Source organism: Streptomyces sp. NPDC034085, from assembly GCF_055575555.1.
In genome coordinates this window covers 117,577-142,199 of sequence record NZ_JBVISL010000001.1, presented here as the reverse complement: position 1 = coordinate 142,199, position 24,623 = coordinate 117,577, and the positions used below count along the sequence as shown (strand labels likewise).

Here is a 24,623-nt window from a genome sequence, read left to right as displayed (position 1 = left end):
CTTGGCGCCGTGTCACGTCCGACGGCCCGAAGGGTCAGGCCGCCGCCGGTTCCGTTGCGGGTACCCGGGCCGGCGCCGGGTGGGTGTTCGGGAGCAGGGCGAAGCAGCCGAGGCTGGTCAGTGAGAGCAGCGTCAGGTACACCGCCACGCCCCAGGGCGGGCCTGAGCCGTCCGCCAGTGCCGTCGCCACGACCGGGGTCAGCGCGCCGCCCAGCACGCCGCCCAGGTTGTAGCCGACCGCCGCGCCCGTGCAGCGGAGGCGCGGGGCGTACAGCTCGGGCAGGTAGGCGCCGACCACGGCGAACATCACCGCCATCGCCAGCAGCGCGACGACGCAGCCCAGGGTCATCAGCAGCGGGTTCCCCGTGCTCAGCAGAGCCACGAAGGGGAACATCCACACCGCGCACGCCGCGCTGCCGGCCAGGCACAGCGGCCGCCGTCCCCAGCGGTCGCCCAGCACCGCCAGCGGCGGGGTGACCAGCCCCATGAGCAGGACCGCCGCCATCACGACGGCCAGCATCACGGTGCGGTCCACGCCCGGGCGGCCGGTGGCGTACGCGAGGGACCAGGTGGTGACCGAGTAGAAGACGGCGTACCCGACCGCCATCGCCCCGCCGGTCAGCAGGAGCAGCCGCCAGTGGCCGCGTACCACCTCGGTGAGCGGGGCGTCGGCCTGCCGGCCGGCCTCGGCGAGCGCCCGGAACTCGGGGGTCTCCTCGACCGACCGGCGCAGCCACAGCCCGGCCAGCGCCAGCAGCCCGGCCGCCCAGAACGGCACCCGCCAGCCCCAGGCGGCGAACCGGTCCTCGCTGAGGGCCCCGGACAGGGCCAGCGTCAGGCCGTTGGCGAGCAGGAAGCCCACGGCGGGGCCCATCTGCGGGAAGCTCGACCACAGTCCGCGCCGCCGCTCGGGGGCGTGCTCGCCGGTCAGCAGTACGGCTCCGCCCCATTCGCCGCCCAGGCCCAGCCCCTGGAGGAAGCGCAGCAGGAGCAGCAGCACGGGCGCGGCGAGGCCGATGGAGGCGAAGGAGGGCACGCATCCAACGGCCACCGTGGCCAGGCCGGTCAGGAGCAGGGAGCCGAGCAGCACCGGACGGCGCCCGTAGCGGTCGCCGATGTGGCCGAAGAGGGCGGAGCCGAGCGGGCGGGCGAGGAAGCCGACGCCGAACGTGCCGAAGGCGGCGAGGGTTCCGGCGAGCGGGGAGAACGAGGGGAAGAAGAGCGGGCCGAGCACCAGGGCGGCGGCCGTGCCGTAGACGAAGAAGTCGTAGAACTCGATGGCGGTGCCGACCAGGGCGGCGGTGGCCAGCCGCAGCATTGAGGGGGAGGAAGGGGAGGGGAGCGGGAAAGGGGACGGGGAGGGGTGTTGCTGCATGGTGCAGCAACTACCCCGGCCCGCCCCCCTGGGACATGCGTTCGGTCAAGGTCGACCGGAAGGAGTGCACGGCCCCGCGGCGTTGACCGCGCTCACCAGCCGCGCTCGCGCCACTCCGCGAGGTGCGGCCGCTCGGTGCCGAGCGTGGTGTCGTTCCCGTGGCCCGGGTAGACCCAGGTCTCGTCCGGCAGCTGCTCGAAGAGCTTGTGCTGGACGTCGTCGATGAGGCTGGCGAAGTTCTTCGCGTCGCCCCCGTGTTGCCGACGCCGCCCGGGAATCGGGCGGCGCCGGGGCGTTCGGTACAGTGCTGGGGTGCTGACTGTCTGGTCGGCGCCTTCCTGGGGGGGATGAGCGAGACGAGGGTTATGCCGGAGCAAGCGAGCCCGCCTGCGATAGCACCGAAGGAACCTCTGGGCGCGTCGGCCGAGGCGGCACGGATGGCGGCGGTGCGCCGTTACGACATTCTCGATACCCCTCCAGACGGCGCCTACGACCGAGTCGCAGCGCTGGCGGCGCGTCTGTTCGAGGTGCCGGTGGCGACGGTGACGATCGTGGACGAGGACCGGATCTGGTTCAAAGCCACACACGGCCTGGAAGGCGTCACCGAGATCGGCCGCGACCCGGGCCTGTGCGCCTCGGCGGTCCTGACCGATGACACCACCGTCATCCCCGACACCCTGCTGGACCCGGTCGCCTGCTCCAACCCGCTGGTCGCCGGCCCGATGGGGGTGCGGTTCTACGCCGCCGCTCCGATCATCACCGCTGACGGGTACCGGCTGGGCACGGTCAACGTCCTCGACACCCGCCCCCGCGAGATCAGCGAGGCGGATTCGGCCACGCTCGCGGACCTGGCGGCGGTGGTGCGCGATCAGCTGGAGCTGCGGCTGTCGGCGTTGCACGTGGTGCGGGCCGAGCAGGAGCGCCGCAAGGTCGAGGAGGAGAAGCGCCAGGCGGAGGAAGAGGCACGGCAGCGCGCGGAGCGGGACAAGGCGGCCATCGCCGCGTTCGCCTCCACCCTGCAGCGCACCCTGGTGCCTCCCGCCCTGCCCGCAGTACCGGGCCTGGAGCTGGCCTGCCACTACAAGACCGCCTCCCCGCAGGAAGTGGGCGGCGACTTCTACGACGTCTTCCCCGTCAAGCGAGGCCGGTGGGCGTTCTTCCTGGGCGATGTGTGCGGCAAGGGCGCCGAAGCCGCCTCGGTCACCTCACTGACCCGCTACACGCTGCGGGCCGCGGCCCTCGTGGATGCGGACCCCACGGCCGCGCTGAAGGCCCTGAACACCGCGCTGCTGCTGGACGCGGCGGTCGGTACCCGTTTCTGCACCGCCATCTTCGGTCTGCTCGATCCGGCCCGGGACGGCGGTTTCACGGTCACGCTGGCCACCGGCGGCCACCCGCCCGCCTACCACCTCAGCCCCACCGAGGAGGGCGGTGTGCGGGTCGAGGCGGTCCGCGCCAAGGGCGGCATGCTGGTCGGCGCGATCGCCGAAGCCACCTTCGCCTCACGCACCCTGCACCTGGCACCCAGCCAGGGCCTGCTGCTGTACACCGACGGACTGACCGAGGCCCGCACCGCCGATGGCCGCATGCTCGACGATGCCGGTCTGACAGGCTTCCTGGCCCAGCGCCGGGGGCCGGTAAGTGCCGGCGCCTTGATCGACGACACCGTAGCGCTGCTGGCCACACTTCCCGACACCGAACGCGACGACGTGGCGCTGCTGGCTCTGTCCGTTCCCACCGCGGATGCTGCTCCTGTGGGCATCACCGCCACCGCTCACAGCGCCGCCGCCCCGACCGCCGACGTCTCCGTCGGGCAGGAGAACCGACGCCCATGACCGACGCATTCCACATCGACGTCTCCCACACCGACGGCGCCCTGGCCGTGATCGCACTGTCCGGCGAATTCGACATCGCCGCCGCACCCGCCGTGCGGGCCCGCGCCCTGGAACTCATAGCGGCCGGGCACCCCGACCTGGTCGCCGACCTGTCCGGCGTTACCTTCTGCGACTCCTCCGGGCTGGGAGCCCTCGTAGGCATCTGGCGCTGCGCCAAGGACGCTGACGGCTCCCTCACGCTGGCGGCCATCCCTGACCGACTGGGCCGCCTGCTCAGCGTCACCGGGATGGACACCTTCCTGCCCACCCATCCCAGCGCCGAGGCCGCGCTCACTGCCCGCCAGGGCAACCGCACCACCGCCTGAAAACCCCTCACGCGCGGAACTGGTTTCAGCGGGTTCGCCTGACACGGCACAGTGACGCGCGGGGGCATGACCAAGCGCGCGCCGCGACCTACGAACTGATCGCGACGCGCGCTCGGCCGCTCTGTTCAGGGCGCCACAAGTCGCGCGGCGGCTTCGGCCAAGCCGAACGGTTACCAGCCTCGTGCTCGCCACTCCGCGAGGTGGGGCCGCTCCGTGCCTAGGGTGGTGTCGTTACCGTGGCCGGGGTAAACCCACGTCTCGTCGGGCAGGGCGCCGAACAGCTTGGTCTCCAGGTCGCCCATCAGGGAGTCGAACTCCTCCGGATGTGTTGTCCGTCCAGGACCGCCGGGGAAGAGGCAGTCGCCGGTGAACACGTGCGGGTGCCCGTGCGGGTCGTCGTAGACCAGCGCGATCGAGCCCGGGGTGTGCCCGACCAGGTGGCGCGCGGTCAGGGAGACCCGCCCGACCCGGATCGTGTCCCCGTCCCCGACCGGGACGTCCGTGGGGACCGGGATCCCCTCGGCGTCGAGGGCGCCCGCGTAGGTCCGCGCGCCGGTGGCGTCGACGACGGCCTGGAGCGCGCCCCAGTGGTCGCCGTGCTGGTGAGTGGTGACGACGGACGCGATGCCGTCGTCGCCGATCAGGTGCAGCAGCGTTTCCGCCTCGGCCGCCGCGTCGATCAGCAGCTGCTCGCCGGTGGCCCGGCAGCGCAGCAGGTACGCGTTGTTGTTCATCGGGCCGACCGCGACCTTGGAGATCATCAGGTCCGCGAGTTCGTGCACGTCGGCGGGACCGCCGACCTTGACCGCTCCGCTGTACGTCATGTCGGCATCCTAGAGCGCGGGGAGCTCGGGCAGGCCGTCGCCGGCCTCGACGGTGAGGTGGGCGCCCTTGGGGCCGCGGCCGGCCAGCCAGCCGAGCAGCTCGTCCTTGGGGCCGCTGAGGGTGACCGGGGTGCCCTCGGTGCCGCCCGTGCGCGCGACCGGCTCGCCGTCGGGCAGGGTGAGGGTGACCGGCGGGACCTCGGGGCGCCCCGACCAGCGGTCGGCGAGGAAGGCGATCTCGCGGTCGGTGAACTCCTCCGGGAGGTCGCTGAGCCCGTAGCCGATGTTCAGGTCGACGTGGTGGAGCTCGACCTCGACGAGCCGGCGGAACGGCACGTTGGCGGCGAGGTCGGTGATCCCGTTGCGCAGCTCGACGGTGCGCTGCCAGTCCTGGGCGGCCTCGGTGGTGGCGAGGAAGCGGGCCGCGGAATCACGGAGGTCCGTCAGGTGTTCTTCCAGGGGCCGGCCGGAGTCGCGTTCGATGTCCGCGTCGCGGGCGGCGCCGCTCTCGTACATGGGGCGGCCCTCGAAGACGTTGACCAGGGCGTCGGCGTTGCGTGCCAGGTGGGCCAGGATGTGGCCGCGGGTCCAGCCCGGGAGGTGTGACTCCTCGGACAGGGAGGCGTTGTCCATTTTCGCGACCGCGGTCAGCAGCCGGTCCGTGGCTTCACGTACAGAGGCCAGGTCGTGCACATGATCAGTCATGGATCCGAGCCTAGTGGCACGCGGGCGTCGGCCACACGATCGGGTGAAGCGCTCTTGCGAGTGCCGTAAATCGAATGTGCGTGCTATACGCTCGGAAGGCCAGACCCACTCCATCGCAGAGGCGCCCCCCATACCCTGGACAGCCGGGGGCCCGTGCCCCCGCTCTCTCAAGAAAGGTGCGGACCGGCGTGACCGACCGTCTCATCGTTCGTGGCGCTCGCGAGCACAACCTGAAGAACGTCTCGCTCGACCTGCCCCGCGATTCCCTCATCGTCTTCACCGGACTCTCCGGCTCGGGCAAGTCCTCCCTGGCCTTCGACACGATCTTCGCCGAGGGCCAGCGCCGCTACGTCGAGTCGCTCTCGTCGTACGCCCGCCAGTTCCTGGGGCAGATGGACAAGCCCGACGTCGACTTCATCGAGGGCCTCTCCCCGGCCGTCTCGATCGACCAGAAGTCGACCTCGCGCAACCCCCGCTCCACCGTCGGCACCATCACCGAGGTCTACGACTACCTCCGCCTGCTCTTCGCCCGCATCGGCAAGCCGCACTGCCCCGAGTGCCGCCGTCCGATCTCCCGCCAGTCGCCGCAGGCGATCGTCGACAAGGTCCTCGCGCTCCCCGAGGGCAGCCGCTTCCAGGTGCTGTCCCCGCTGGTCCGCGAGCGCAAGGGCGAATTCGTCGACCTCTTCGCCGACCTCCAGACCAAGGGCTACAGCCGGGCGCGGGTGGACGGGGAGACGATCCAGCTCGCCGAGCCGCCCGTGCTGAAGAAGCAGGAGAAGCACACCATCGAGGTGGTCGTCGACCGCCTCACCGTCAAGGACAGCGCCAAGCGCCGGCTCACCGACTCCGTCGAGACCGCGCTGGGCCTCTCCGGCGGCATGGTCATCCTGGACTTCGTCGACCTCGCCGAGGACGACCCCGAGCGTGAGCGGATGTTCTCCGAGCACCTCTACTGCCCGTACGACGACCTCTCCTTCGAGGAGCTGGAGCCGCGCTCCTTCTCCTTCAACTCGCCCTTCGGCGCCTGCCCCGAGTGCACCGGCATCGGCACGCGCATGGAGGTGGACCCGGAACTGATCGTCCCGGACGAGGACAAGTCCCTGGACGAGGGCGCCGTCTCGCCGTGGTCGCTCGGCCACACCAAGGACTACTTCCAGCGGCTGATCGGCGCGCTCGCCGGGGAGCTGGGCTTCCGCACCGACATCCCCTGGGCCGGGCTGCCGCAGCGCGCCAGGAAGGCCCTGCTGTACGGGCACAAGACCCAGATCGAGGTCCGCTACCGCAACCGGTACGGGCGCGAGCGGGCGTACACGACGGCCTTCGAGGGTGCCGTGCCGTTCGTCAAGCGCCGGCACGCCGAGTCCGAGAGCGACGCCAGCCGCGAGCGCTTCGAGGGCTACATGCGCGAGGTGCCCTGCCCGACCTGTGAGGGCACCCGGCTCAAGCCGATCGTGCTCGCGGTGACGGTGATGGAGCGCTCCATCGCCGAAGTGGCCGCCATGTCGATCAGCGAGTGCGCGGACTTCCTGGGCAGGCTGCGGCTGGACGCCCGCGACAAGAAGATCGCCGAGCGGGTCCTCAAGGAGGTCAACGAGCGGCTGCGCTTCCTGGTGGACGTGGGCCTGGACTACCTCTCGCTGAACCGCGCCGCCGGCACCCTGTCGGGCGGCGAGGCCCAGCGCATCCGGCTGGCCACGCAGATCGGCTCCGGCCTGGTCGGCGTGCTGTACGTACTGGACGAGCCGTCCATCGGCCTGCACCAGCGGGACAACCACCGGCTGATCGAGACGCTGGTGCGGCTGCGGGACATGGGCAACACGCTCATCGTGGTCGAGCACGACGAGGACACCATCAAGGTGGCCGACTGGGTCGTGGACATCGGCCCCGGCGCCGGCGAGCACGGCGGCAAGGTGGTGCACAGCGGCTCGCTGAAGGAGCTGCTGGCGAACACCGAGTCGATGACCGGCCAGTACCTGTCCGGCAAGAAGTCCATCCCCGTGCCGGACGTGCGCCGCCCCGTGAACGGCGAGCGCAGGCTGACCGTCCACGGCGCCAAGGAGAACAACCTGCGGGACATCGACGTGTCCTTCCCGCTGGGCGTCCTCACGGCCGTCACCGGTGTCTCCGGTTCCGGCAAGTCGACGCTGGTCAACGACATCCTGTACACGCACCTGGCGCGCGAGCTGAACGGCGCCCGGTCGGTGCCGGGCCGCCACACGCGGGTGGAGGGCGACGACCTCGTCGACAAGGTGGTGCACGTCGACCAGTCGCCGATCGGCCGGACCCCGCGGTCCAACCCGGCGACGTACACGGGCGTCTTCGACCACGTGCGCAGGCTCTTTGCGGAGACGATGGAGGCGAAGGTGCGCGGCTACCTGCCGGGCCGCTTCTCCTTCAACGTCAAGGGCGGCCGGTGCGAGAACTGCTCCGGTGACGGCACCATCAAGATCGAGATGAACTTCCTGCCGGACGTGTACGTCCCGTGCGAGGTGTGCCACGGCGACCGGTACAACCGGGAGACGCTGGAGGTGCACTACAAGGGCAAGTCCATCGCCGAGGTCCTGAACATGCCGATCGAGGAGGCGCTGGACTTCTTCGAGGCCGTCCCGACGATCGCGCGGCACCTGCGCACGCTGAACGAGGTGGGGCTGGGGTACGTCCGCCTCGGCCAGTCGGCGCCGACGCTGTCGGGCGGTGAGGCACAGCGCGTGAAGCTGGCGTCGGAGCTGCAGAAGCGGTCGACGGGCCGGACGGTCTACGTACTGGACGAGCCGACGACGGGCCTGCACTTCGAGGACATCTCGAAGCTGATCAAGGTCCTGTCCGGGCTGGTGGACAAGGGGAACTCGGTGATCGTCATCGAGCACAACCTCGACGTCATCAAGACGGCGGACTGGGTCGTCGACATGGGCCCCGAGGGCGGGTACGGCGGCGGCCTCGTGGTGGCCGAGGGCACGCCGGAGCAGGTCGCGTCGGTGGGTGCGAGCCACACCGGCAAGTTCCTGCGGGACATCCTGGGGGCGGAGCGGGTATCGGACGCGGGGGCGCCTCCGGCGCCGGCCCGGCGGACGAAGAAGACGGCCGCCACCGCCAAGAAGGCGACCCCGGCGAAGAAGGCGACCCCGGCCAAGAAGGCGGCGCCCCGCACCCGCAAGGCATAGCCGCCGCCTCCGGCGGGCGTGGGGCTGGAGTGCCCGGAGGGCACTTCCAGCCCCACGGGCGCTTGAGGCGCGCGCGGGGCGCCGCGTCGGAAGGGGCCGGTCAGGCCGCGATGCCGAGGGCGTGGCCCGCCGTCGCCGGGTCGGTCAGCGTCGTCAGCAGCGCGTCCGCGACATCCGCGCGGGCGATGACCTTCCCGCCCGGCACGTTGGCGTCCAGGGCGCGCCGGTACGCCCCCGTGCGGGGCCGGTCCAGCAGTCGTGGCGGCCGGACCACCGTCCACCGGGCCCGGCTCGCGCCGATCGCGGCCTCCATCACCGCCAGGTCCGCGTACACGTCCCGCAGCAGGCGCCGCAGCAACGGGTAGACCACCACCCGCATCAGCGCCCCGTCCCCCGGCGCATCCGGCCCCAGCGGTGCGGCGCTGACCGCGGAGAGCCGGCTCACCCCGGCGCGGTCCATCGCGGAGACGATCGCCCGCAGCGCCGGGCCGGCGACCGGGGTCAGCCGGGCCTGCTTGTTGCTCGAGGGGCCGAGGGCGGACACCACCGCCTCCCGGCCCGCCAGGACGGGCACCAGCGCGTCCTCGTCGGTCAGGTCGGCCACCACCGCCACCAGGAGCCGGTCGTGCGGCGGCACGTCCAGCCGGGCCGGGTCGCGTACGACGGCCGTCACCTCATGGCCCGCGTCGAGGGCCTGCCGGACCACCTCGCGACCGACCCCGCCCGTCGCTCCGAACACCGTGATCTTCATCGTGGACCCCGTCGAAGATGGGTGGGTGAGCATTTACTCACCCATCGGTCCACTAGGGTGAGTGAATGCCCACCCCCACGTCAAGCCGCCCCACCCCCGAGCGCCTCCTGGACGCCGCCGAGGCCCTCATGCGCACCGTCGGCCTCGCCAACACCACCACCAAGGCCATCGCCCGCGAAGCGGGCTGCTCGGAGGCGGCGCTCTACAAGCACTACGCCAACAAGGAAGAGCTGTTCGTACGCGTGCTGCTGGAGCGCACCCCCAACGCGGGCCCGCTCATGGCCGCCCTCACCGCCGAGCCCGGCGGGGGCGGGGTCGAGGAGGCGCTGGCCGGCATCGCCCGGCACGCCTCGCTGTTCTACGCCGAGGCCATGCCGATGGCCGCCTCCCTCTTCGCGGAGCCGGCCCTCCTCATGCGCCACCGCGAGGGCATCCAGGAGATCGGCACGGGCCCCCACGTGGTGCTGGACGCCCTGGAGGGGAGGCTGCGCCGCGAGCTCGCCGCCGGCCGGCTCCGGGAGGGCGCCGACCCGCGGGCCGCCGCCCAGCTGCTGCTCGGCGCCTGCTTCCAGCGGGCCTTCTTCCTGCACTTCTCCGGAGCCGAGTCCGTGCAGCCGGCCGAGGAGTTCGCCGCGGCGCTCGCCCGGACCCTGTGGGCCGCTATCGGCTGAGCTCCAGCTCCGCCGCGTACGGGGGCTCGGCGCCCGCCCGGGTACAGGTCAGCGCGGCCGCGCGGGCCGCATAGGCGAGGACGTCGGGCCAGTCGGCTCCGGCCGCGCCGGGGTCCGCGGCCGCCGTGAGGCGGTGCAGCAGCGCCGCGTTGACGGTGTCGCCCGCGCCGATGGTGTCCGCCACGGCGACCGGGCGGGCCGCCGCGCCGTACTCGGCGCCGTCCGCGGTCCACACCGTCAGCCCCGCCGCACCCCGGGTCAGCACCACCGCCGACGGGCCGGCCGCCAGCCAGTCGCCGGGCCTGCCGCCCAGCCAGGCCGCGTCCTCCTCCGAGAGCTTGAGCACCGACACGTACGGCAGCCACTCCAGGAACCGCCTCCGGTACGCCGCCGGGTCCGCGATCAGCGCCGGGCGGACGTTCGGGTCCAGCAGGGTCAGCAGCCCGCGCCGCGACTCCCGCCGCAGCAGCGCCTCGTACGCCGACGCGCCGGGCTCCAGCACCAGCGAGCACGTGCCGAGCGCGAGGGCCCGTACCGCCGGGGGCAGCGCGGGCGGCAGGGCGAAGAGCCGGTCGGCGGTCCCCTCGACGTAGAAGCGGTACGAGGCCGAGCCGTCCGGGGCCAGCGAGGGCACCGCCAGCGTCGTCGGCTCGGGCCCGCGCTGCACCAGCGAGAGGTCCACCCCGGCGGCCCGCAGCCCGGCGAGCAGGCTCTCGCCGAAACCGTCCTGCGACACCCGGGAGCAGAAGGCGGCCTCCGCCCCGAGCCGGCCCAGCGCCAGGGCGGTGTTGTAGGGCCCGCCACCGGGCCGGGGCAGCAGCGCGCCCGGCGGCCGCTCGACGGGCACGAGGTCGATCAGGGCTTCTCCACCGACGACGATCACGCGGGGGAAGGTATCCCATCCGGCGCCGGTATCGTCGGGTGGACCCCGCCCCCGGGGCCCGTCACTCGTGCCAGGAGAACCACATGTCCGCGTCGCAGCCCGCCGCCCGCCGTACCGTCCTGAAGGGCGCCGCCGCGCTCGCCGGGGCCGTGGGCGCGGGGACGGCGCTCACCGCGTGCTCCACCGAGGGCAACAGCGGCGCCGGCAGCCCGGCCGTCCCGAAGGAGCCGGTCGAGCTGGGCGGCGTGGCGGACGTCCCGGTCGGCGGCGCGAAGCTGTTCCGCGAGCGGAAGGTCATCGTCAGCTGCCCGGCGGAGGGGCAGTACAAGGCGTTCAGCGCCCAGTGCACGCACGCCGGCTGCGTCCTGGACAAGATCGTCGAGGGTGAGGGCAACTGCCCGTGCCACGGCAGCCGCTTCGACGTCGCCACCGGCAAGGTCCTGCGCGGCCCGGCCACCGACCCGCTGCCGGCCGTCCCGGTCAAGGCGGAGAACGGCAAGCTGATCGCCGGCTAGCGGGGGAGTGCCGCCGACGGGCTACTCCCAGTCCCAGGCGATCCCCAGGATCCCGCGCCGCACGGCCTGTTCGACCAGGTGGACCGCGCGGTGGCGGCCGCTCGGGGTGAGGTCGTGCAGGGCGGTGCGGGGGGCGTGGGGGCCCGTGCGGGCGAAGCGGCGGCAGCGCACCGGCAGGGCCGCCTCGTCGAAGCGGACCTGGAGCATGTACTGCCCGCCCGCGTAGCTGAAGCCCCGTACGTACTCGGTGCTGCGCCCGCCCGTGGCGTCCTCGATGCCGTAGCCGAAGACGTACGTGTCCCCGCACCGCAGCCGCGCGTCGAACAGCAGCTCCGCCACCACCACCCCGGCCTCGGGGTGGCAGCGCACCCGGCCCGTGCGGCAGTTCTCGTACGCCGTCACCCGCACCCGCGCCGCGTCGCAGCCCGGGTCGCCGTGGTGGACGGCCAGGTAGCGGTCGACGCCGTCGCGGTGGGCCCGCACGATCTGCTGCGACTCGCGCGTGCGCAGCTCGCCCCCCGGGCCGATGCGGACGCGCTCGTGGTGGCCGACCGAGTGCAGGCCGCCGTCCGCCGGGAGTTCCATGCCCGCCAGCAGCTGCTCCACCGCCGCGCCGACGCTCACCAGCGCCCGGTAGGAGCGGGCGGCCGGGCGGGCCGGTCCGGCGGCGGGCAGGGGGTCGGCCAGCAGGCGCAGCAGGGCGCCCGGCGGCAGGTCCAGGATCTCCTCCAGGGCGGACACCGCCCGCAGGGACTCGGAGTGGCGCGGCCGCCGGGCGCCCTGCTGCCAGTAACTCAGGCTGGTCACGCCGACCTTGATGCCGCGCGCCGCGAGCCGGTGCTGCACCCGGTGCAGGGGCAGGCCGCGGGCGGCGAGGGCGGCGCGCAGGGCGAGGTGGAAGGGGCCGCCGCGCAGGAGCTCGTGCAGCTCCGGCGTGCCTGCCGTGCCCGTCGTGCCGGGACGGTCGCCGTCGGGCCGCATGGCGACTCCTCTGTGAACGTTCACACGCGCCGGGTGGGGGGCCGGGCCGGTGGTGCCGGGGGACCTGGTGGAACGGCAGCAACCGTTCACACCACAGCCCCACCGTTCACACTGCAATGTCACCGCGTATTGAAGCGTGTTGACCTGGTCGCGACAACACCCTGATGCTCCTCCACAGCGTCCGGACGCGCTCCCCCCCACTTCCCACACCGGGTCCCCACCTCGGGAGGAACGCGATGCGCAACAGAAGCGGGCGGCTGTCCCTGGCCGCCCTGATCTCCGCCCTGCTCCTCGTCCTGCTGCCCGTCGGCACCGGCGCCGGTACCGCCACCGCCGCCACCGCCACGGGCGGCTCCGACACCCCGAACGCCGCACTGGCCTCCAAGCGGCTCGACATCACCATGCAGGCCCAGCAGAAGAACAACTGGTGCTGGGCCGCAGGCGGCAACACCATCGCCACCTGGTTCGGCCGCACCTACAGCCAGAACCAGTTCTGCAACGCCGCCTTCAACCGCCAGCAGGGCACCGAGTGCCCCAACAACCAGGCCACCCTGGGCAACGTCCAGACCGCCCTGCGCTGGGCCGGCATCAACTCCGGCAGCTACGTCAACGGCTGGCTCCAGTACTCGACCGTCCAGACCGAGATCAACGCCGGCCGGCCCGTCGAGACCCGTATCCAGTGGTCCAACGGCGGCGGCCACATGCACGTGCTCTACGGGTACGACACGGCGAGCAGCTGGGTCTACTGGGGCGACCCCTGGCCCTCCAGCAACCGCTACAACTGGGCCTCCCACGCCTGGTACGTCGACAACGGCACCTTCTCCTGGACCCACTCCCTCTACCGGATCGGGGCGTGACCGCCATGACCCTGCGCGCCTCCGCCGCCGCCGCGGTCCTCGCGGCCGCCGCCCTCCTCTCCCTGGGCGGCCAGGCCTCCGCCTCCCCCGTACCCCAGCCCCGGGCGGCCACCGCCGAGCACCGGGCGGCCGCCCACGAGGCCGCCACCGCGCCCGGCACCCTGGCGACGCTCTCCCGGTTCTTCGCCCGCGAGGGGAGGCTGTCGGCGGCCGACGCCCGGCCCCGGATCGAGGGCGAGGCGGTCCCCGTGCACTACCTGTCGCCCGACTTCGTCGCGGGCACGGCCGGTGCGCCGGTCGCCCGGCTGGAGTTCCTGGCGAGCGAGGCCGTCTCCGCCGACGGGCAGAAGGCGGCCCTGTGGACCGCGAGGACGGAAGCCGGCTGGCAGGTGGTGAACATCGCCACCGGCGACGACGAGTTCCGCTACGCGCGGCTGGGCGAGCGGAAGCTGCCCGGCGGGACGGTGTTCCGCGAGCCGCAGACCGACGCCTGGTACGTGGCCCGGGGCGACCGGGTGCTGCCGCTGGACGAGGACGCCGCGGGGGCGGTGGGCGAGCGGGGCACGACACTGGCCGGGTACCGGGCCCGGGTGACGACGCTGTACGGGGACAAGCTGCCGGGGTCCGCGTACGCCGAGCGGGGCGTGGCCGGGGGCTTCGACGGCCCCGGCGGCGGCCGGGCCGGCGGTGTGCCGGCGGTGGCGGCCGCAGGGGGCGCCGGGGCGCTGGCGCTGGGCGCGGGCGGGGCGGTCGTCCTGCTGCGGCGGCGCCGCACCGCCGCCGGGGGGTAGCCCGCGCACCCGCGGGGTCCGGCCGCCCGCCGTCGGCCGGGCCCCGCGGGTCCGTCCCCTCCCCGCCCCGCCCCGCCGGGGGGCCCTCCGGGGCCCCGTTCCGGGTGGGGCGGGGTGCGGGGGGTTGTCGGTGGGCGCCAGTAGGGTGGTTGGCATGGCCGACCCTTCCAGCTACCGTCCCGCGCCCGGGCAGGTCCCCGACTCCCCGGGGGTCTACAGGTTCCGCGACGACCACCGCCGGGTGATCTACGTCGGGAAGGCCAAGAGCCTGCGCCAGCGCCTGGCCAGCTACTTCCAGGACCTCGCCAACCTGCACCCCCGTACCGCCACCATGGTCACCACGGCCGCCTCCGTCGAGTGGACCGTCGTGTCCACCGAGGTCGAGGCGCTCCAGCTCGAGTACTCCTGGATCAAGGAGTTCGACCCCCGGTTCAACGTCAAGTACCGGGACGACAAGAGCTACCCCTCCCTCGCCGTGACGATGAACGAGCAGTACCCCCGGGTCCAGGTCATGCGCGGCCCCAAGAAGAAGGGCGTGCGCTACTTCGGCCCGTACGGGCACGCCTGGGCGATCCGCGAGACCGTCGACCTGATGCTGCGCGTCTTCCCGGTGCGCACCTGCTCCGCCGGCGTGTTCAAGCGCTCCGCGCAGATCGGCCGCCCCTGCCTGCTCGGCTACATCGGCAAGTGCTCCGCGCCCTGCGTCGGCCGGGTCACCCCCGAGGAGCACCGCGAACTGGCCGAGGACTTCTGCGACTTCATGGCGGGCCGCACCGGGACCTACCTCTCCCGGCTCGAGAAGCAGATGCACGAGGCCGCCGAGGAGATGGAGTACGAGAAGGCCGCCCGGCTGCGCGACGACATAGGCGCCCTGCGCCGCGCGATGGAGAAGAACGCCGTCGTGCTCGCCGACGCCACCGACGCCGACCTCATCGCGGTCGCCGAGGACGAGCTGGAGGCCGCCGTGCAGATCTTCCACGTCCGCGGCGGCCGGGTCCGCGGCCAGCGCGGCTGGGTCACCGACAAGGTCGAGGCCGTGGACACCGCCGGGCTCGTCGAGCACGCCCTCCAGCAGCTGTACGGGGAGGAGAAGGGCGAGGCCGTCCCCAAGGAGGTCCTCGTACCGGCGCTCCCCGAGGACACGCCCGCCCTGAGCCAGTGGCTCGCCGGCCGGCGCGGGTCCGGCGTCAGCCTGCGCATCCCGCAGCGCGGGGACAAGAAGGCCCTGATGGAGACCGTCCACCGCAACGCCCAGCAGTCCCTCGCCCTGCACAAGACCAAGCGCGCCGGCGACCTCACCACCCGCTCCCGGGCCCTGGAGGAGATCGCCGAGGCCCTGGAGCTGGACGGCGCGCCGCTGCGCATCGAGTGCTTCGACATCTCGCACCTCCAGGGCGAGGACGTCGTGGCCTCCATGGTCGTCTTCGAGGACGGGCTCCCCCGCAAGAGCGAGTACCGCAGGTTCCAGATCAAGGGCTTCGAGGGGCAGGACGACGTCCGGTCCATGCACGAGGTCGTCTCCCGGCGCTTCCGGCGCTACCTCCAGGAGAAGCTCACGACGGGGGAGTGGTCCCCGGAGGACGGCGAGCCCGAGGACGACGGCCGGCCCAAGCGCTTCGCGTACCCGCCGCAGCTCGTCGTCGTGGACGGCGGGCAGCCCCAGGTGGCGGCGGCCAAGCGGGCCCTGGAAGAGCTCGGGGTCGACGACGTGGCGGTCTGCGGGCTCGCCAAGCGGCTGGAGGAGGTCTGGCTGCCGGGCGAGGACGACCCCGTCGTGCTGCCCCGCACCAGCGAGGGCCTCTACCTGCTCCAGCGGGTACGTGACGAAGCCCACCGGTTCGCCATCCAGTACCAGCGCAACAAGCGCGGCAAGCGGCTGAGGACGAGCCCGCTGGACGACGTCGCAGGCCTCGGCGAGAGCCGCAAGCTGGCCCTGCTGAAGCACTTCGGTTCGGTGAAGAAGCTGAGACAGGCGACAATCGACCAGATCTGCGAGGTCCCCGGCATAGGCCGCAAGACGGCGGAGACGGTGGCCGCCGCCCTCGCCGGGGCGGCTCCCGCCGGTCCTGCCGTCAACACGGCGACAGGAGAGATCATTGAGGACGAACCCTCCGCACCTGCGGAGACATCGTCCGAACGGGGGACCGCGCCATGACCGAGCACGAGACCGCACAGACGACCGAGCGCACGGCCGACAGCACGGCCGGGCACACGACCGAGCACGACCGAGACGGAGCACAGGTGAGTACGGGCACGACCCTGGAGCCCGGCGACAACGCCGAGGCGGCCATCCCCGAGCTGGTGATCATCTCCGGGATGTCCGGAGCCGGCCGCAGTACGGCGGCCAAGTGTCTGGAGGACCTCGGCTGGTTCGTCGTCGACAACCTGCCGCCCGCGCTGATCCCCACCATGGTGGAGCTCGGCGCCCGCTCCCAGGGCAACGTCGCGCGGATCGCCGTCGTCGTCGACGTCCGCGGCCGGCAGTTCTTCGACGCCCTGCGCGAGTCCCTCGCCGACCTGGAGGCCCGCGGCGTCACCCGGCGCATCGTCTTCCTCGAGTCCTCCGACGACGCGCTGGTCCGCCGCTTCGAGTCGGTGCGCCGCCCGCACCCCCTCCAGGGCGACGGCCGCATCGTCGACGGCATCGCCGCCGAGCGCGACCTGCTGCGCGAGCTGCGCGGCGACGCCGACCTGGTCATCGACACCTCCAGCCTGAACGTCCACGAGCTGCGCGCCAAGATGGACGCCCAGTTCGCGGGCGACGAGGAGCCCGAGCTGCGGGCCACCGTCATGTCCTTCGGCTACAAGTACGGCCTGCCCGTCGACGCCGACCTCGTCGTCGACTGCCGTTTCATCCCCAACCCGCACTGGGTCCCCGAGCTGCGCCCCTTCACCGGGCTCAACGAGGAGGTGTCGGGCTACGTCTTCAGCCAGCCCGGCTCCAAGGAGTTCCTCGACCGGTACACCGAGCTGCTCCAGCTCATCGCCGCCGGCTACCGCCGCGAGGGCAAGCGGTACGTGACCATCGCGGTCGGCTGCACCGGCGGCAAGCACCGCAGCGTGGCCATGTCCGAGAAGCTCGCCGCCCGCCTCGCCTCCGAGGGAGTCGAGACCGTCGTCGTCCACCGGGACATGGGGCGCGAGTGACCGGACGGACCCCGCGGCTGAGCCGCCTGCGCCGCCTCACCCCGGGACGGGGAGAGGAAGGGGCGGGCCGCTCCGGCCGCCGGAGGGGCGCCACGCCCAAGGTGGTCGCGCTCGGTGGCGGCCAGGGCCTGTCGGCCTCACTCGCCGCCCTCCGCCGGATCACCGGTGACCTCACCGCCGTGGTCACCGTCGCCGACGACGGCGGCTCCAGCGGACGGCTCCGGGAGGAGCTCGGCGTGCTGCCCCCCGGCGACCTGCGCAAGGCGCTGGCCGCGCTGTGCGGCGACGACGACTGGGGCCAGACCTGGGCGCGCGTCATCCAGCACCGCTTCCAGTCCGAGGGGGACCTGCACGGGCACGCCGTCGGCAACCTGCTGATCGTCGCCCTGTGGGAGCAGCTCGGCGACCCCGTGCAGGCCCTCGACCTGGTCGGCCGGCTGCTGGGCGCGCAGGGCCGGGTGCTGCCGATGTCGGCGGTGCCGCTGGAGCTCCAGGCCCTGGTCAAGGGGCACGACCCGGCGCGCCCGGACGACGTCGACACCGTCCGGGGGCAGGCCACGGTGGCCCTCACCCCGGGCGAGGTGCTCTCCGTGCAGGTCGTGCCCGCCGACCCGCCGGCCGTGCCGGAGGCCGTCGCCGCCGTGCTCGACGCCGACTGGGTGGTGCTCGGCCCGGGGTCCTGGTTCTCCTCCGTGATCCCGCACCTGCTGGTGCCCGAGCTGCTGGACGCGCTGGTCCAGACCAAGGCCCGGCGGGTCCTGTCGCTGAACCTGGCACCGCAGCCCGGCGAAACCGAGGGCTTCTCTCCGCAGCGTCATTTGGAGGTTTTGGCCCGACACGCCCCTAAACTCGCCCTGGACGTGGTGCTGGCCGACGAGGCCGCCGTGCCCGACCGCGAGTCCCTCGCCGATGCCGCCAAACGGTTCGGTGCCGCGGTCGAGCTGGCGCCCGTGGCCAGGCAGGACGGTTCTCCGAAGCACGATCCGGAGCTGCTGGCCGCCGCGTACGACCGTATTTTTCGGATGCATGGAAGGATCGGCCCATGGCGATGACGCCCGCGGTGAAGGATGAGATCTCACGCCTCCCCGTCACCCGGACCTGCTGCAGGAAGGCGGAGGTCTCGGCGATCCTTCGGTTCGCGGGCGGCCTGCACCTGGTGAGCGGCCGTATCGTCATCGAGGCGGAGCTGGATACCGGGATCGCGGCCCGGCGGCTGCGCAAGGACATCCTGGAGATCTTCGGGCACTCCTCCGACCTGGTGGTGATGGCCCCGGGCGGACTGCGCCGGGGCAGCCGGTTCGTCGTACGCGTCGTGGCGGGCGGGGACCAGCTGGCACGCCAGACGGGCCTGGTCGACGGCCGCGGCCGCCCCATCCGGGGCCTCCCCCCGCAGGTGGTCTCCGGGGCCACCTGTGACGCGGAGGCGGCCTGGCGCGGTGCCTTCCTGGCCCACGGCTCCCTCACCGAGCCGGGCCGGTCCTCCTCCCTGGAGGTCACCTGCCCCGGCCCGGAGGCCGCCCTGGCCCTGGTGGGCGCCGCCCGCAGGCTCTCCATCGCCGCCAAGGCGCGCGAGGTGCGCGGCGTCGACCGGGTCGTGGTCCGCGACGGTGACGCGATCGGCGCGCTGCTGACCCGCCTGGGCGCCCACGAGTCGGTGCTGGCCTGGGAGGAGCGGCGGATGCGGCGCGAGGTGCGCGCCACCGCCAACCGCCTCGCCAACTTCGACGACGCCAACCTGCGCCGCTCGGCGCGGGCCGCGGTGGCCGCCGGAGCCCGGGTCCAGCGTGCGCTGGAGATCCTCGGCGAGGAGGTCCCCGAACACCTCGCCGCGGCCGGCCGGCTGCGCATGGAGCACAAGCAGGCCTCCCTGGAGGAGCTCGGCGCGCTCGCCGACCCGCCGCTGACCAAGGACGCCGTCGCGGGCCGGATCCGCCGGCTGCTGGCGATGGCCGACAAGCGGGCCCAGGACCTCGGAATCCCGGGCACCGAGTCGAACCTGGACCTCAGCGAGGAGCTGGCCGACAACATGGCCGGCTGACCTGCACCTCCCGGACGCGAGGCCGGGCCGGGCCCGCACCCCCAGCCGGTGCGGGCCCGTTCCGCTCCCCTTTGTCCCGTTGACATGGGCATCGCCGGATCGTGAGCCTGGCGTCCGAACGCTTTCGTGGCAGACGACGCCCAGGGGGGCACATGAGGCACCGCGCGAGATCGATCCTCGCCGCAAGCGCACTCGTCTTGGGAACCACACTGGCCGCACTACCCGTCGCGGCCCAGGCCCAGCCCGCGTCCGGCCCGGCATCCGGAGCCGACGAGGTACGGGCCTACGACGCCGACATCACCCGCGAGCAGGTCCCGCTCGTCCTCGCCGCCGGCCAGGACGCCCACGAACTCTCCGAGCGGGCCCCGCAGAGCGGGACCGCCCGGGTCGAACTTTTCCTCACCGGGGAGCAGGCGGAGGAACTCGCCGCCCAGGGGGTCCGCCTCGCCGAGCGCCGGATCTCCGCCCAGGGGCTGGCCCGCGCCAAGGCCGCGGGGGACGGGGTCTTCCGCCCGTACAGCGGCAAGGGCGGCCTCCAGGAGGAGATCCTGCGGACCGCGCAGGAGAACCCGGCGCTCACCAAGGTCGTCTCCATCGGCAAGACCGTCCAGGGCAAGGACATCCTCGCCCTCAAGGTCACCAAGGACGCCAAGAGGACCGAGGACGGCGACAAGCCGTCCGTGCTCTACATGTCCAACCAGCACGCCCGGGAGTGGATCACGCCCGAGATGACCCGGCGGCTGATGCACCACACCCTGGACAACTACGGCAAGGACGAGCGGATCACCAGGCTCGTCGACTCCACCGAGCTGTGGTTCCTGCTCTCCGCCAACCCGGACGGCTACGACCACACCTTCACCTCCGACGACGCCCGGCTGTGGCGCAAGAACATGCGCGACAACAACGGCGACGGCAAGATCACCGCCGTCGACGGGGTCGACCTCAACCGCAACTTCGCCTACAAGTGGGGCTACGACAACGAGGGTTCCTCGCCGAACCCGTCGAGCGAGACCTACCGCGGCCCCAAGGCGTCGTCGGAGCCCGAGACCGCCGCCCTCGACGGCTTCGAGAAGCGCATCGGCTTCGCGTACGCCATCAACTACCACTCCGCCTCGGAGCTGCTGCTCTACGGAGTGGGCTGGCAGGTCGCCACCCCGACCCCCGACGACGTCGCCTACAGGGCGCTCGCCGGCACCCCCGAGCACCCCGCCGTCCCCGGCTACTACCCGCAGCTCTCCTCCGAGCTGTACACCACCAACGGCGAGGCGGACGGCCACGCGGCGAACGCCAACGGCGTCATGATGTTCACGCCGGAGATGACCACCTGCCAGACGGCCTCCGCCGCCGATCCCCAGGACCGGTGGAAGCCGGAGGACTGCCGCTCCGGCTTCAACTTCCCGGACGACGAGAAGCTCATCCAGGCGGAGTTCGCCAAGAACGTCCCCTTCGCGCTGTCGGTCGGCGAGAGCGCCGCCCACCCCGACCAGCCGAAGTCGTCGGTCGGCACGAGCGCCGCGGACTTCACCCTCGACCCGTTCACCACCTCCTACGCCGAGCGCGGCGAGGACCAGACCGTCTCGGTCACCGCGCGCAAGGCGCTCGCCGACAAGCAGCTGAAGTTCCGCATCAACGGCGGCCGGACGCACGACGACGGGCTGAGGGCCTGGAAGGGCGGCGACGTCTACGGCGGCGAGGACAACAACTGGTACGACGAGTACCGGGCCACGGTGGACGGCGCGAAGCCCGGCGACAGGGTCGAGGCGTGGTTCACCGGCCGCGACCGCTCCGGCAGGGAGGTCTCCAGCGCGCACTTCACCTACACCGTGGCGCAGCGCCCCCGCGCCGACGTCCTGGTGATCGCGGAGGAGGGCGCGAAGGCGCGGCACGCCCAGGAGTACGTCGACGCGCTGCGGGCCGCCGGGAAGCCGGCCGCGGTGTGGGACGTGGCCACCCAGGGCGCCCCGCACCACCTCGGGGTGCTCTCGCACTTCCGCACCGCCGTGCACTACACCGGCGCCGGCGCTCCCGGCGGCCCGACCCAGCTGGCGGTCCGCGACTTCCTCAACGAGGGGGGCAGGCTGATCGAGGCCGGCGAGCTCGCGGGCGGCCGGGCCGAGGTCGGCCGCGCACTGACGGACGACTTCAGCCAGTACTACCTCGGCGCCTACGGCCGGGCCTCGGTCAAGGGTGCGACCGCGTTCACCGGCGCGGGCTCCCTGGCCGGCGCCAAGGGCTCCCTCGGTGACGCGGCCGGCAACCCGTTCGACGCCCCCGGTGCCTACACCGTCACCTCCGACGCCCTCCCGCCGGCGCAGTTCCCGCAGTTCAAGAGCGCGCGGGCGGGCCAGTACGCCGGAGTCGTGAACCCGTACGCGCCCTACGCGGGCACCGGCATGGCTGCGGCCGCCCATGACGACGACGACTGGAAGCGCCTCACGCGGACCATCGACCTCACCCGGGTGACCGCCGCCGACGCGCCGCGGTTGAAGGCCGCCCTCAACTGGAACACCGAGGAGGGCTACGACCACGCGGTCCTGGAGGCCCGTACGGCCGGCGGGGACGACTGGACCACACTTCCGGAAGCGAGCGGGCTGACGTCCGCCACAGTCCCGGCGGAGTGCGGAGCCGGCTTCTTCGTCAACGGCCACCCGTTCCTGCGCCGCTACCTCACCGTGGACGCCGGCGGCTGCACCGCGGCCGGCACCAGCGGAGCGTGGAACAGCTTCACCGGCTCCTCCGGCGGCTGGAAGCAGGTCGCCTTCGACCTGAGCGCCTACGCCGGCAAGACGGTCGAGGTGTCCCTCTCCTACATCACCGACCCCGGCTCGGGCGGCCGCGGCGTCTTCGCCGACGAGGCGCGGGTGTCCGTCGGCGGCACCGACCAGCCCGCCGAGGGCTTCGAGACCTCCCTCGGGGCGTGGACCGCGCAGGCCTCGCCCGCCGGAAGCCCGGACGTCCCCGGGGATTGGTCCAGGAGCGGCGAGCTGTTCAAGTCCTACGCGGCGGTCACTACGCGTGACACGGTCCTCCTCGGTTTCGGGCTGGAACACGTGCCGGCCGCGGCGGACCGCGCCGTAATCGTCGGCAAGGCGCTCCGTTCCCTGGACCGCTGATCCACCACCCCGTCACCGCTCACACAGGGTGACGGGGGTCCGGGCCCCCGGGGTTCCGTACAAGAGCAACTGGTACAGGGCTTCGGGGGCGTCCCCCGCGGGGTAGGGGGAGTGTCAGGCCCCGGCCGATGTCACTCGGAAGCTCACAGAGAGGTAGGGTCGTAAGCGGTCGGGGACATCCCATACAGCTCGCCGGCGGGACAGGCCGGCGCACCAACGAGGAGATCGGTTCGTGACGATCCGCGTAGGCATCAATGGTTTTGGCCGAATTGGCCGTAACTACTTCCGGGCTCTTCTCGAGCAGGGAGCGGACATCGAGATCGTCGGTGTCAACGACCTGACGGACAACGCCACCCTGGTGCACCTGCTCAAGTACGACACCATTCTGGGCCGCCTCAAGGCCGAGGTCTCCCACACCGACGACACCATCACGGTGGACGGCAAGACCTTCAAGACCTTCGCCGAACGCGACCCCGCGAACCTCCCCTGGGGCGAACTGGGCGCCGACATCGTCATCGAGTCGACCGGCATCTTCACGAAGAAGGCCGACGCCGCCAAGCACATCGCGGCCGGCGCGAAGAAGGTCCTCATCTCGGCTCCGGCCAAGGACGAGGACATCACCATCGTGATGGGCGTCAACCAGGACAAGTACGACGCCGCCAGCCACCACGTGATCTCCAACGCCTCCTGCACCACCAACTGCGTGGCGCCGATGGCCAAGGTCCTCGACGAGAACTTCGGCATCGTCAAGGGCATGATGACGACGGTCCACGCCTACACCAACGACCAGCGCATCCTGGACTTCCCGCACTCGGACCTGCGTCGTGCCCGCGCCGCCGCCGAGAACATCATCCCGACCTCCACCGGTGCCGCCAAGGCCACCGCGCTGGTCCTGCCGCAGCTCAAGGGCAAGCTCGACGGCATCGCCATGCGCGTCCCGGTCCCGACCGGCTCGGTCACCGACCTCGTCCTCGAGCTCGACCGCGAGGTCACCAAGGACGAGATCAACGCCGCCTTCCAGAAGGCCGCGGAGGGCCAGCTCAAGGGCATCCTCGACTACACCGAGGACGCGATCGTCTCCTCCGACATCGTGAACTGGCCGGCCTCCTGCACCTTCGACTCCTCCCTGACCATGGTCCAGGGCAAGCAGGTCAAGGTCGTCGGCTGGTACGACAACGAGTGGGGCTACTCCAACCGACTCGTCGACCTCACCGTCTTCGTCGGCGGTCAGCTCTAAGACCGTCAGCTCTTAAAAGCGTAGGGCAAGGCACCACGATGTGAGCACAGGGTCCGCTCGGCGCGATGAGGCGCCGTCCGGGCCCTGTTGCTTGCCTGGCCCTCCCGTCCTCGCCCTCCGGGCGAAGGTCTCCCAAGGAGTAGGAAACACATGAAGACGATCGACGAACTGCTCGCCGAGGGCGTCGCCGGCAAGCGGGTCTTCGTCCGCGCCGACCTCAACGTGCCGCTTTCGAACGGTGAGATCACCGACGACGGCCGCATCCGCGCCGTCCAGCCGACCATCGCGAAGCTGGCCGAGGCCGGCGCCCGCGTGGTCGTCGCCTCGCACCTCGGCCGCCCCAAGGGCGCCCCGGACCCGGCCTTCTCGCTGGCCCCGGCCGCCCAGCGGCTCGGCAAGCTGCTCGGCGCGGAGGTGGCCTTCGCCACCGACACCGTCGGCGCCTCCGCCAAGGAGACCGTCGCGGCCCTCGCCGACGGACAGGTCGCCGTCATCGAGAACCTGCGCTTCAACGCCGGTGAGACCTCGAAGGACGACGCCGAGCGCGCCGCCTTCGCGGACCAGCTCGCCGAGCTGGCCGACGTCTACGTCGGCGACGGCTTCGGCGCCGTCCACCGCAAGCACGCCTCGGTCTTCGACCTGCCGGCGCGCCTCCCGCACGCGGCCGGCTACCTCATCGCCACCGAGGTCGGCGTCCTGCAGAAGCTGACCGCGGACGTCCGGCGCCCCTACGTGGTCGTCCTCGGCGGCGCCAAGGTCTCCGACAAGCTCGCCGTCATCGACGAGCTGCTCGGCAAGGCCGACCGCATCCTCATCGGCGGCGGCATGGCCTACACCTTCCTCAAGGCCAAGGGCTACGAGGTCGGCATCTCCCTGCTCCAGGAAGACCAGCTGCTCAAGGTCACCGAGTACATGGAGCGCGCCGAGAAGAACGGTGTCGAGCTGGTCCTCCCCGTCGACATCCTGGCCTCCTCGGACTTCCCCGACCTCAAGGGCAAGACCCCGGCCGAGTTCATCACCGTCCCCGCGGACGGGATCCCCGCGGACAAGGAGGGCCTGGACATCGGCCCCAAGACGCGTGAGCTGTACGCTTCGAAGATCGCCGATGCCGAGACCGTCTTCTGGAACGGTCCGGTGGGCGTCTTCGAGCACCCCGACTACGCGGGCGGCACCACCGCCATCGCGCAGGCGCTCGTCGACAGCAGCGCCTTCACCGTGGTCGGCGGTGGCGACAGCGCCGCCGCGGTCCGCATCCTCGGCTTCGACGAGAACGCCTTCGGTCACATTTCCACCGGTGGTGGCGCCAGCCTCGAATACCTCGAGGGCAAGACGCTCCCCGGCCTCGCCGCCCTGGAGGGCTGAACCCCCATG

Annotated in this window: 20 protein-coding genes and 1 pseudogene; 14 read left to right on the top strand and 7 right to left on the bottom strand. The window is 72.5% G+C overall.

The features are described 5' to 3' along the window. Positions 1–34: 34 nt before the first annotated feature. A complete protein-coding gene (locus tag ACZ501_RS00685) occupies positions 35–1,318 on the bottom strand; it encodes an MFS transporter (protein ID WP_468791460.1) in 1,284 nt (427 codons plus the stop codon). Positions 1,319–1,467: 149 nt separating this feature from the next. Then, positions 1,468–1,664 (bottom strand): annotated as a pseudogene (locus ACZ501_RS00680) (MBL fold metallo-hydrolase); the annotation flags it as partial. Between the two features lie 58 nt (positions 1,665–1,722). On the opposite strand from ACZ501_RS00680, the gene ACZ501_RS00675 reads away from it, so the two are divergent. After that, on the top strand, positions 1,723–3,210 hold the full coding sequence (locus tag ACZ501_RS00675; protein WP_468792636.1) for a PP2C family protein-serine/threonine phosphatase: 1,488 nt from the start codon (positions 1,723–1,725) through the stop codon (positions 3,208–3,210). Continuing rightward, positions 3,207–3,575, top strand: coding sequence for an STAS domain-containing protein (locus tag ACZ501_RS00670; RefSeq protein WP_361606732.1), 369 nt, complete (start codon positions 3,207–3,209; stop codon positions 3,573–3,575). Before ACZ501_RS00675 ends, ACZ501_RS00670 begins: the two co-directional genes overlap by 4 nt. Before the next feature lie 170 nt (positions 3,576–3,745). Here the strand turns inward: ACZ501_RS00670 and ACZ501_RS00665 are convergent, their stop codons facing one another. Together ACZ501_RS00665 and ACZ501_RS00660 are read right to left on the bottom strand one after the other, a co-directional pair. Continuing rightward, a complete protein-coding gene (locus ACZ501_RS00665; protein ID WP_468791457.1) occupies positions 3,746–4,399 on the bottom strand; it encodes an MBL fold metallo-hydrolase in 654 nt (217 codons plus the stop codon). A 9-nt stretch (positions 4,400–4,408) separates the two neighbouring features. Next, positions 4,409–5,104: a maleylpyruvate isomerase family mycothiol-dependent enzyme gene (locus ACZ501_RS00660; RefSeq protein WP_361606726.1), complete on the bottom strand. Its 696-nt coding sequence runs from the start codon at positions 5,102–5,104 to the stop codon at positions 4,409–4,411. Positions 5,105–5,292: 188 nt separating this feature from the next. On the opposite strand from ACZ501_RS00660, the gene uvrA reads away from it, so the two are divergent. Then, positions 5,293–8,268, top strand: coding sequence for an excinuclease ABC subunit UvrA (uvrA, locus tag ACZ501_RS00655; protein WP_468791454.1), 2,976 nt, complete (start codon positions 5,293–5,295; stop codon positions 8,266–8,268). 100 nt (positions 8,269–8,368) lie between these two features. On the opposite strand, the gene ACZ501_RS00650 is transcribed toward uvrA, so the two are convergent. Further along, a complete protein-coding gene (locus ACZ501_RS00650; protein ID WP_362463671.1) occupies positions 8,369–9,019 on the bottom strand; it encodes an NAD(P)-dependent oxidoreductase in 651 nt (216 codons plus the stop codon). Between the two features lie 65 nt (positions 9,020–9,084). Here ACZ501_RS00650 and ACZ501_RS00645 point away from each other — a divergent pair, with 65 nt between their 5' ends. After that, positions 9,085–9,690 carry a TetR/AcrR family transcriptional regulator gene (locus tag ACZ501_RS00645; protein WP_362463669.1) on the top strand — a complete coding sequence of 202 codons (606 nt, stop codon included), beginning with the start codon at positions 9,085–9,087 and terminating at the stop codon, positions 9,688–9,690. Here ACZ501_RS00645 and ACZ501_RS00640 read toward each other — a convergent pair. Continuing rightward, on the bottom strand, positions 9,680–10,573 hold the full coding sequence (locus tag ACZ501_RS00640) for a carbohydrate kinase family protein (RefSeq protein WP_468791451.1): 894 nt from the start codon (positions 10,571–10,573) through the stop codon (positions 9,680–9,682). The genes ACZ501_RS00645 and ACZ501_RS00640 overlap by 11 nt on opposite strands. Before the next feature lie 83 nt (positions 10,574–10,656). On the opposite strand from ACZ501_RS00640, the gene ACZ501_RS00635 reads away from it, so the two are divergent. Then, positions 10,657–11,088 carry a QcrA and Rieske domain-containing protein gene (locus tag ACZ501_RS00635; protein WP_361606714.1) on the top strand — a complete coding sequence of 144 codons (432 nt, stop codon included), beginning with the start codon at positions 10,657–10,659 and terminating at the stop codon, positions 11,086–11,088. A gap of 21 nt (positions 11,089–11,109) precedes the next feature. On the opposite strand, the gene ACZ501_RS00630 is transcribed toward ACZ501_RS00635, so the two are convergent. Continuing rightward, positions 11,110–12,069, bottom strand: a complete 960-nt coding sequence (locus ACZ501_RS00630) for a hypothetical protein (RefSeq protein ID WP_468791448.1) — start codon at positions 12,067–12,069, stop codon at positions 11,110–11,112. Between the two features lie 236 nt (positions 12,070–12,305). Here ACZ501_RS00630 and ACZ501_RS00625 point away from each other — a divergent pair, with 236 nt between their 5' ends. The 9 genes from ACZ501_RS00625 to ACZ501_RS00585 all read left to right on the top strand — a co-directional run bounded on the left by ACZ501_RS00625 (position 12,306) and on the right by ACZ501_RS00585 (position 24,614). Further along, positions 12,306–12,926 (top strand): papain-like cysteine protease family protein, encoded by a 621-nt coding sequence (locus ACZ501_RS00625; protein ID WP_361606708.1) that lies wholly within the window; start codon positions 12,306–12,308, stop codon positions 12,924–12,926. A gap of 5 nt (positions 12,927–12,931) precedes the next feature. Beyond that, positions 12,932–13,717 carry a hypothetical protein gene (locus ACZ501_RS00620; RefSeq protein ID WP_468792634.1) on the top strand — a complete coding sequence of 262 codons (786 nt, stop codon included), beginning with the start codon at positions 12,932–12,934 and terminating at the stop codon, positions 13,715–13,717. 154 nt (positions 13,718–13,871) lie between these two features. Beyond that, the gene (gene uvrC / locus ACZ501_RS00615) at positions 13,872–15,872 is read left to right on the top strand and encodes an excinuclease ABC subunit UvrC (RefSeq protein WP_361608507.1); all 2,001 of its coding nucleotides are present in this window, start codon (positions 13,872–13,874) and stop codon (positions 15,870–15,872) included. Continuing rightward, on the top strand, positions 15,869–16,864 hold the full coding sequence (rapZ, locus tag ACZ501_RS00610) for an RNase adapter RapZ (RefSeq protein ID WP_361608509.1): 996 nt from the start codon (positions 15,869–15,871) through the stop codon (positions 16,862–16,864). Before uvrC ends, rapZ begins: the two co-directional genes overlap by 4 nt. Then, positions 16,861–17,916, top strand: a complete 1,056-nt coding sequence (locus tag ACZ501_RS00605) for a gluconeogenesis factor YvcK family protein (protein WP_361608511.1) — start codon at positions 16,861–16,863, stop codon at positions 17,914–17,916. The genes rapZ and ACZ501_RS00605 overlap by 4 nt, the downstream gene beginning before the upstream one ends. After that, positions 17,907–18,902, top strand: coding sequence for a DNA-binding protein WhiA (gene whiA / locus ACZ501_RS00600; RefSeq protein ID WP_030237199.1), 996 nt, complete (start codon positions 17,907–17,909; stop codon positions 18,900–18,902). Before ACZ501_RS00605 ends, whiA begins: the two co-directional genes overlap by 10 nt. Before the next feature lie 152 nt (positions 18,903–19,054). Further along, positions 19,055–22,015, top strand: coding sequence for a M14 family metallopeptidase (locus ACZ501_RS00595; RefSeq protein ID WP_468791445.1), 2,961 nt, complete (start codon positions 19,055–19,057; stop codon positions 22,013–22,015). Between the two features lie 232 nt (positions 22,016–22,247). Then, on the top strand, positions 22,248–23,252 hold the full coding sequence (gene gap, locus ACZ501_RS00590) for a type I glyceraldehyde-3-phosphate dehydrogenase (protein WP_361608515.1): 1,005 nt from the start codon (positions 22,248–22,250) through the stop codon (positions 23,250–23,252). Positions 23,253–23,402: 150 nt separating this feature from the next. Continuing rightward, positions 23,403–24,614 carry a phosphoglycerate kinase gene (locus tag ACZ501_RS00585; protein ID WP_468791442.1) on the top strand — a complete coding sequence of 404 codons (1,212 nt, stop codon included), beginning with the start codon at positions 23,403–23,405 and terminating at the stop codon, positions 24,612–24,614. Positions 24,615–24,623: the final 9 nt, after the last annotated feature.

Bases quoted from the DNA above. Each gene is read 5' to 3' on its own strand.
- ACZ501_RS00685 (WP_468791460.1), bottom strand. From the start codon at position 1,318: ATGCTGCGGCTGGCCACCGCCGCCCTGGTCGGCACCGCCATCGAGTTC.
- ACZ501_RS00675 (WP_468792636.1), top strand. From the start codon at position 1,723: ATGAGCGAGACGAGGGTTATGCCGGAGCAAGCGAGCCCGCCTGCGATA.
- ACZ501_RS00670 (WP_361606732.1), top strand. From the start codon at position 3,207: ATGACCGACGCATTCCACATCGACGTCTCCCACACCGACGGCGCCCTG.
- ACZ501_RS00665 (WP_468791457.1), bottom strand. From the start codon at position 4,399: ATGACGTACAGCGGAGCGGTCAAGGTCGGCGGTCCCGCCGACGTGCAC.
- ACZ501_RS00660 (WP_361606726.1), bottom strand. From the start codon at position 5,104: ATGACTGATCATGTGCACGACCTGGCCTCTGTACGTGAAGCCACGGAC.
- ACZ501_RS00650 (WP_362463671.1), bottom strand. From the start codon at position 9,019: ATGAAGATCACGGTGTTCGGAGCGACGGGCGGGGTCGGTCGCGAGGTG.
- ACZ501_RS00645 (WP_362463669.1), top strand. From the start codon at position 9,085: ATGCCCACCCCCACGTCAAGCCGCCCCACCCCCGAGCGCCTCCTGGAC.
- ACZ501_RS00635 (WP_361606714.1), top strand. From the start codon at position 10,657: ATGTCCGCGTCGCAGCCCGCCGCCCGCCGTACCGTCCTGAAGGGCGCC.
- ACZ501_RS00630 (WP_468791448.1), bottom strand. From the start codon at position 12,069: ATGCGGCCCGACGGCGACCGTCCCGGCACGACGGGCACGGCAGGCACG.
- ACZ501_RS00625 (WP_361606708.1), top strand. From the start codon at position 12,306: ATGCGCAACAGAAGCGGGCGGCTGTCCCTGGCCGCCCTGATCTCCGCC.
- ACZ501_RS00620 (WP_468792634.1), top strand. From the start codon at position 12,932: ATGACCCTGCGCGCCTCCGCCGCCGCCGCGGTCCTCGCGGCCGCCGCC.
- uvrC (WP_361608507.1), top strand. From the start codon at position 13,872: ATGGCCGACCCTTCCAGCTACCGTCCCGCGCCCGGGCAGGTCCCCGAC.
- rapZ (WP_361608509.1), top strand. From the start codon at position 15,869: ATGACCGAGCACGAGACCGCACAGACGACCGAGCGCACGGCCGACAGC.
- whiA (WP_030237199.1), top strand. From the start codon at position 17,907: ATGGCGATGACGCCCGCGGTGAAGGATGAGATCTCACGCCTCCCCGTC.
- ACZ501_RS00595 (WP_468791445.1), top strand. From the start codon at position 19,055: ATGAGGCACCGCGCGAGATCGATCCTCGCCGCAAGCGCACTCGTCTTG.
- ACZ501_RS00585 (WP_468791442.1), top strand. From the start codon at position 23,403: ATGAAGACGATCGACGAACTGCTCGCCGAGGGCGTCGCCGGCAAGCGG.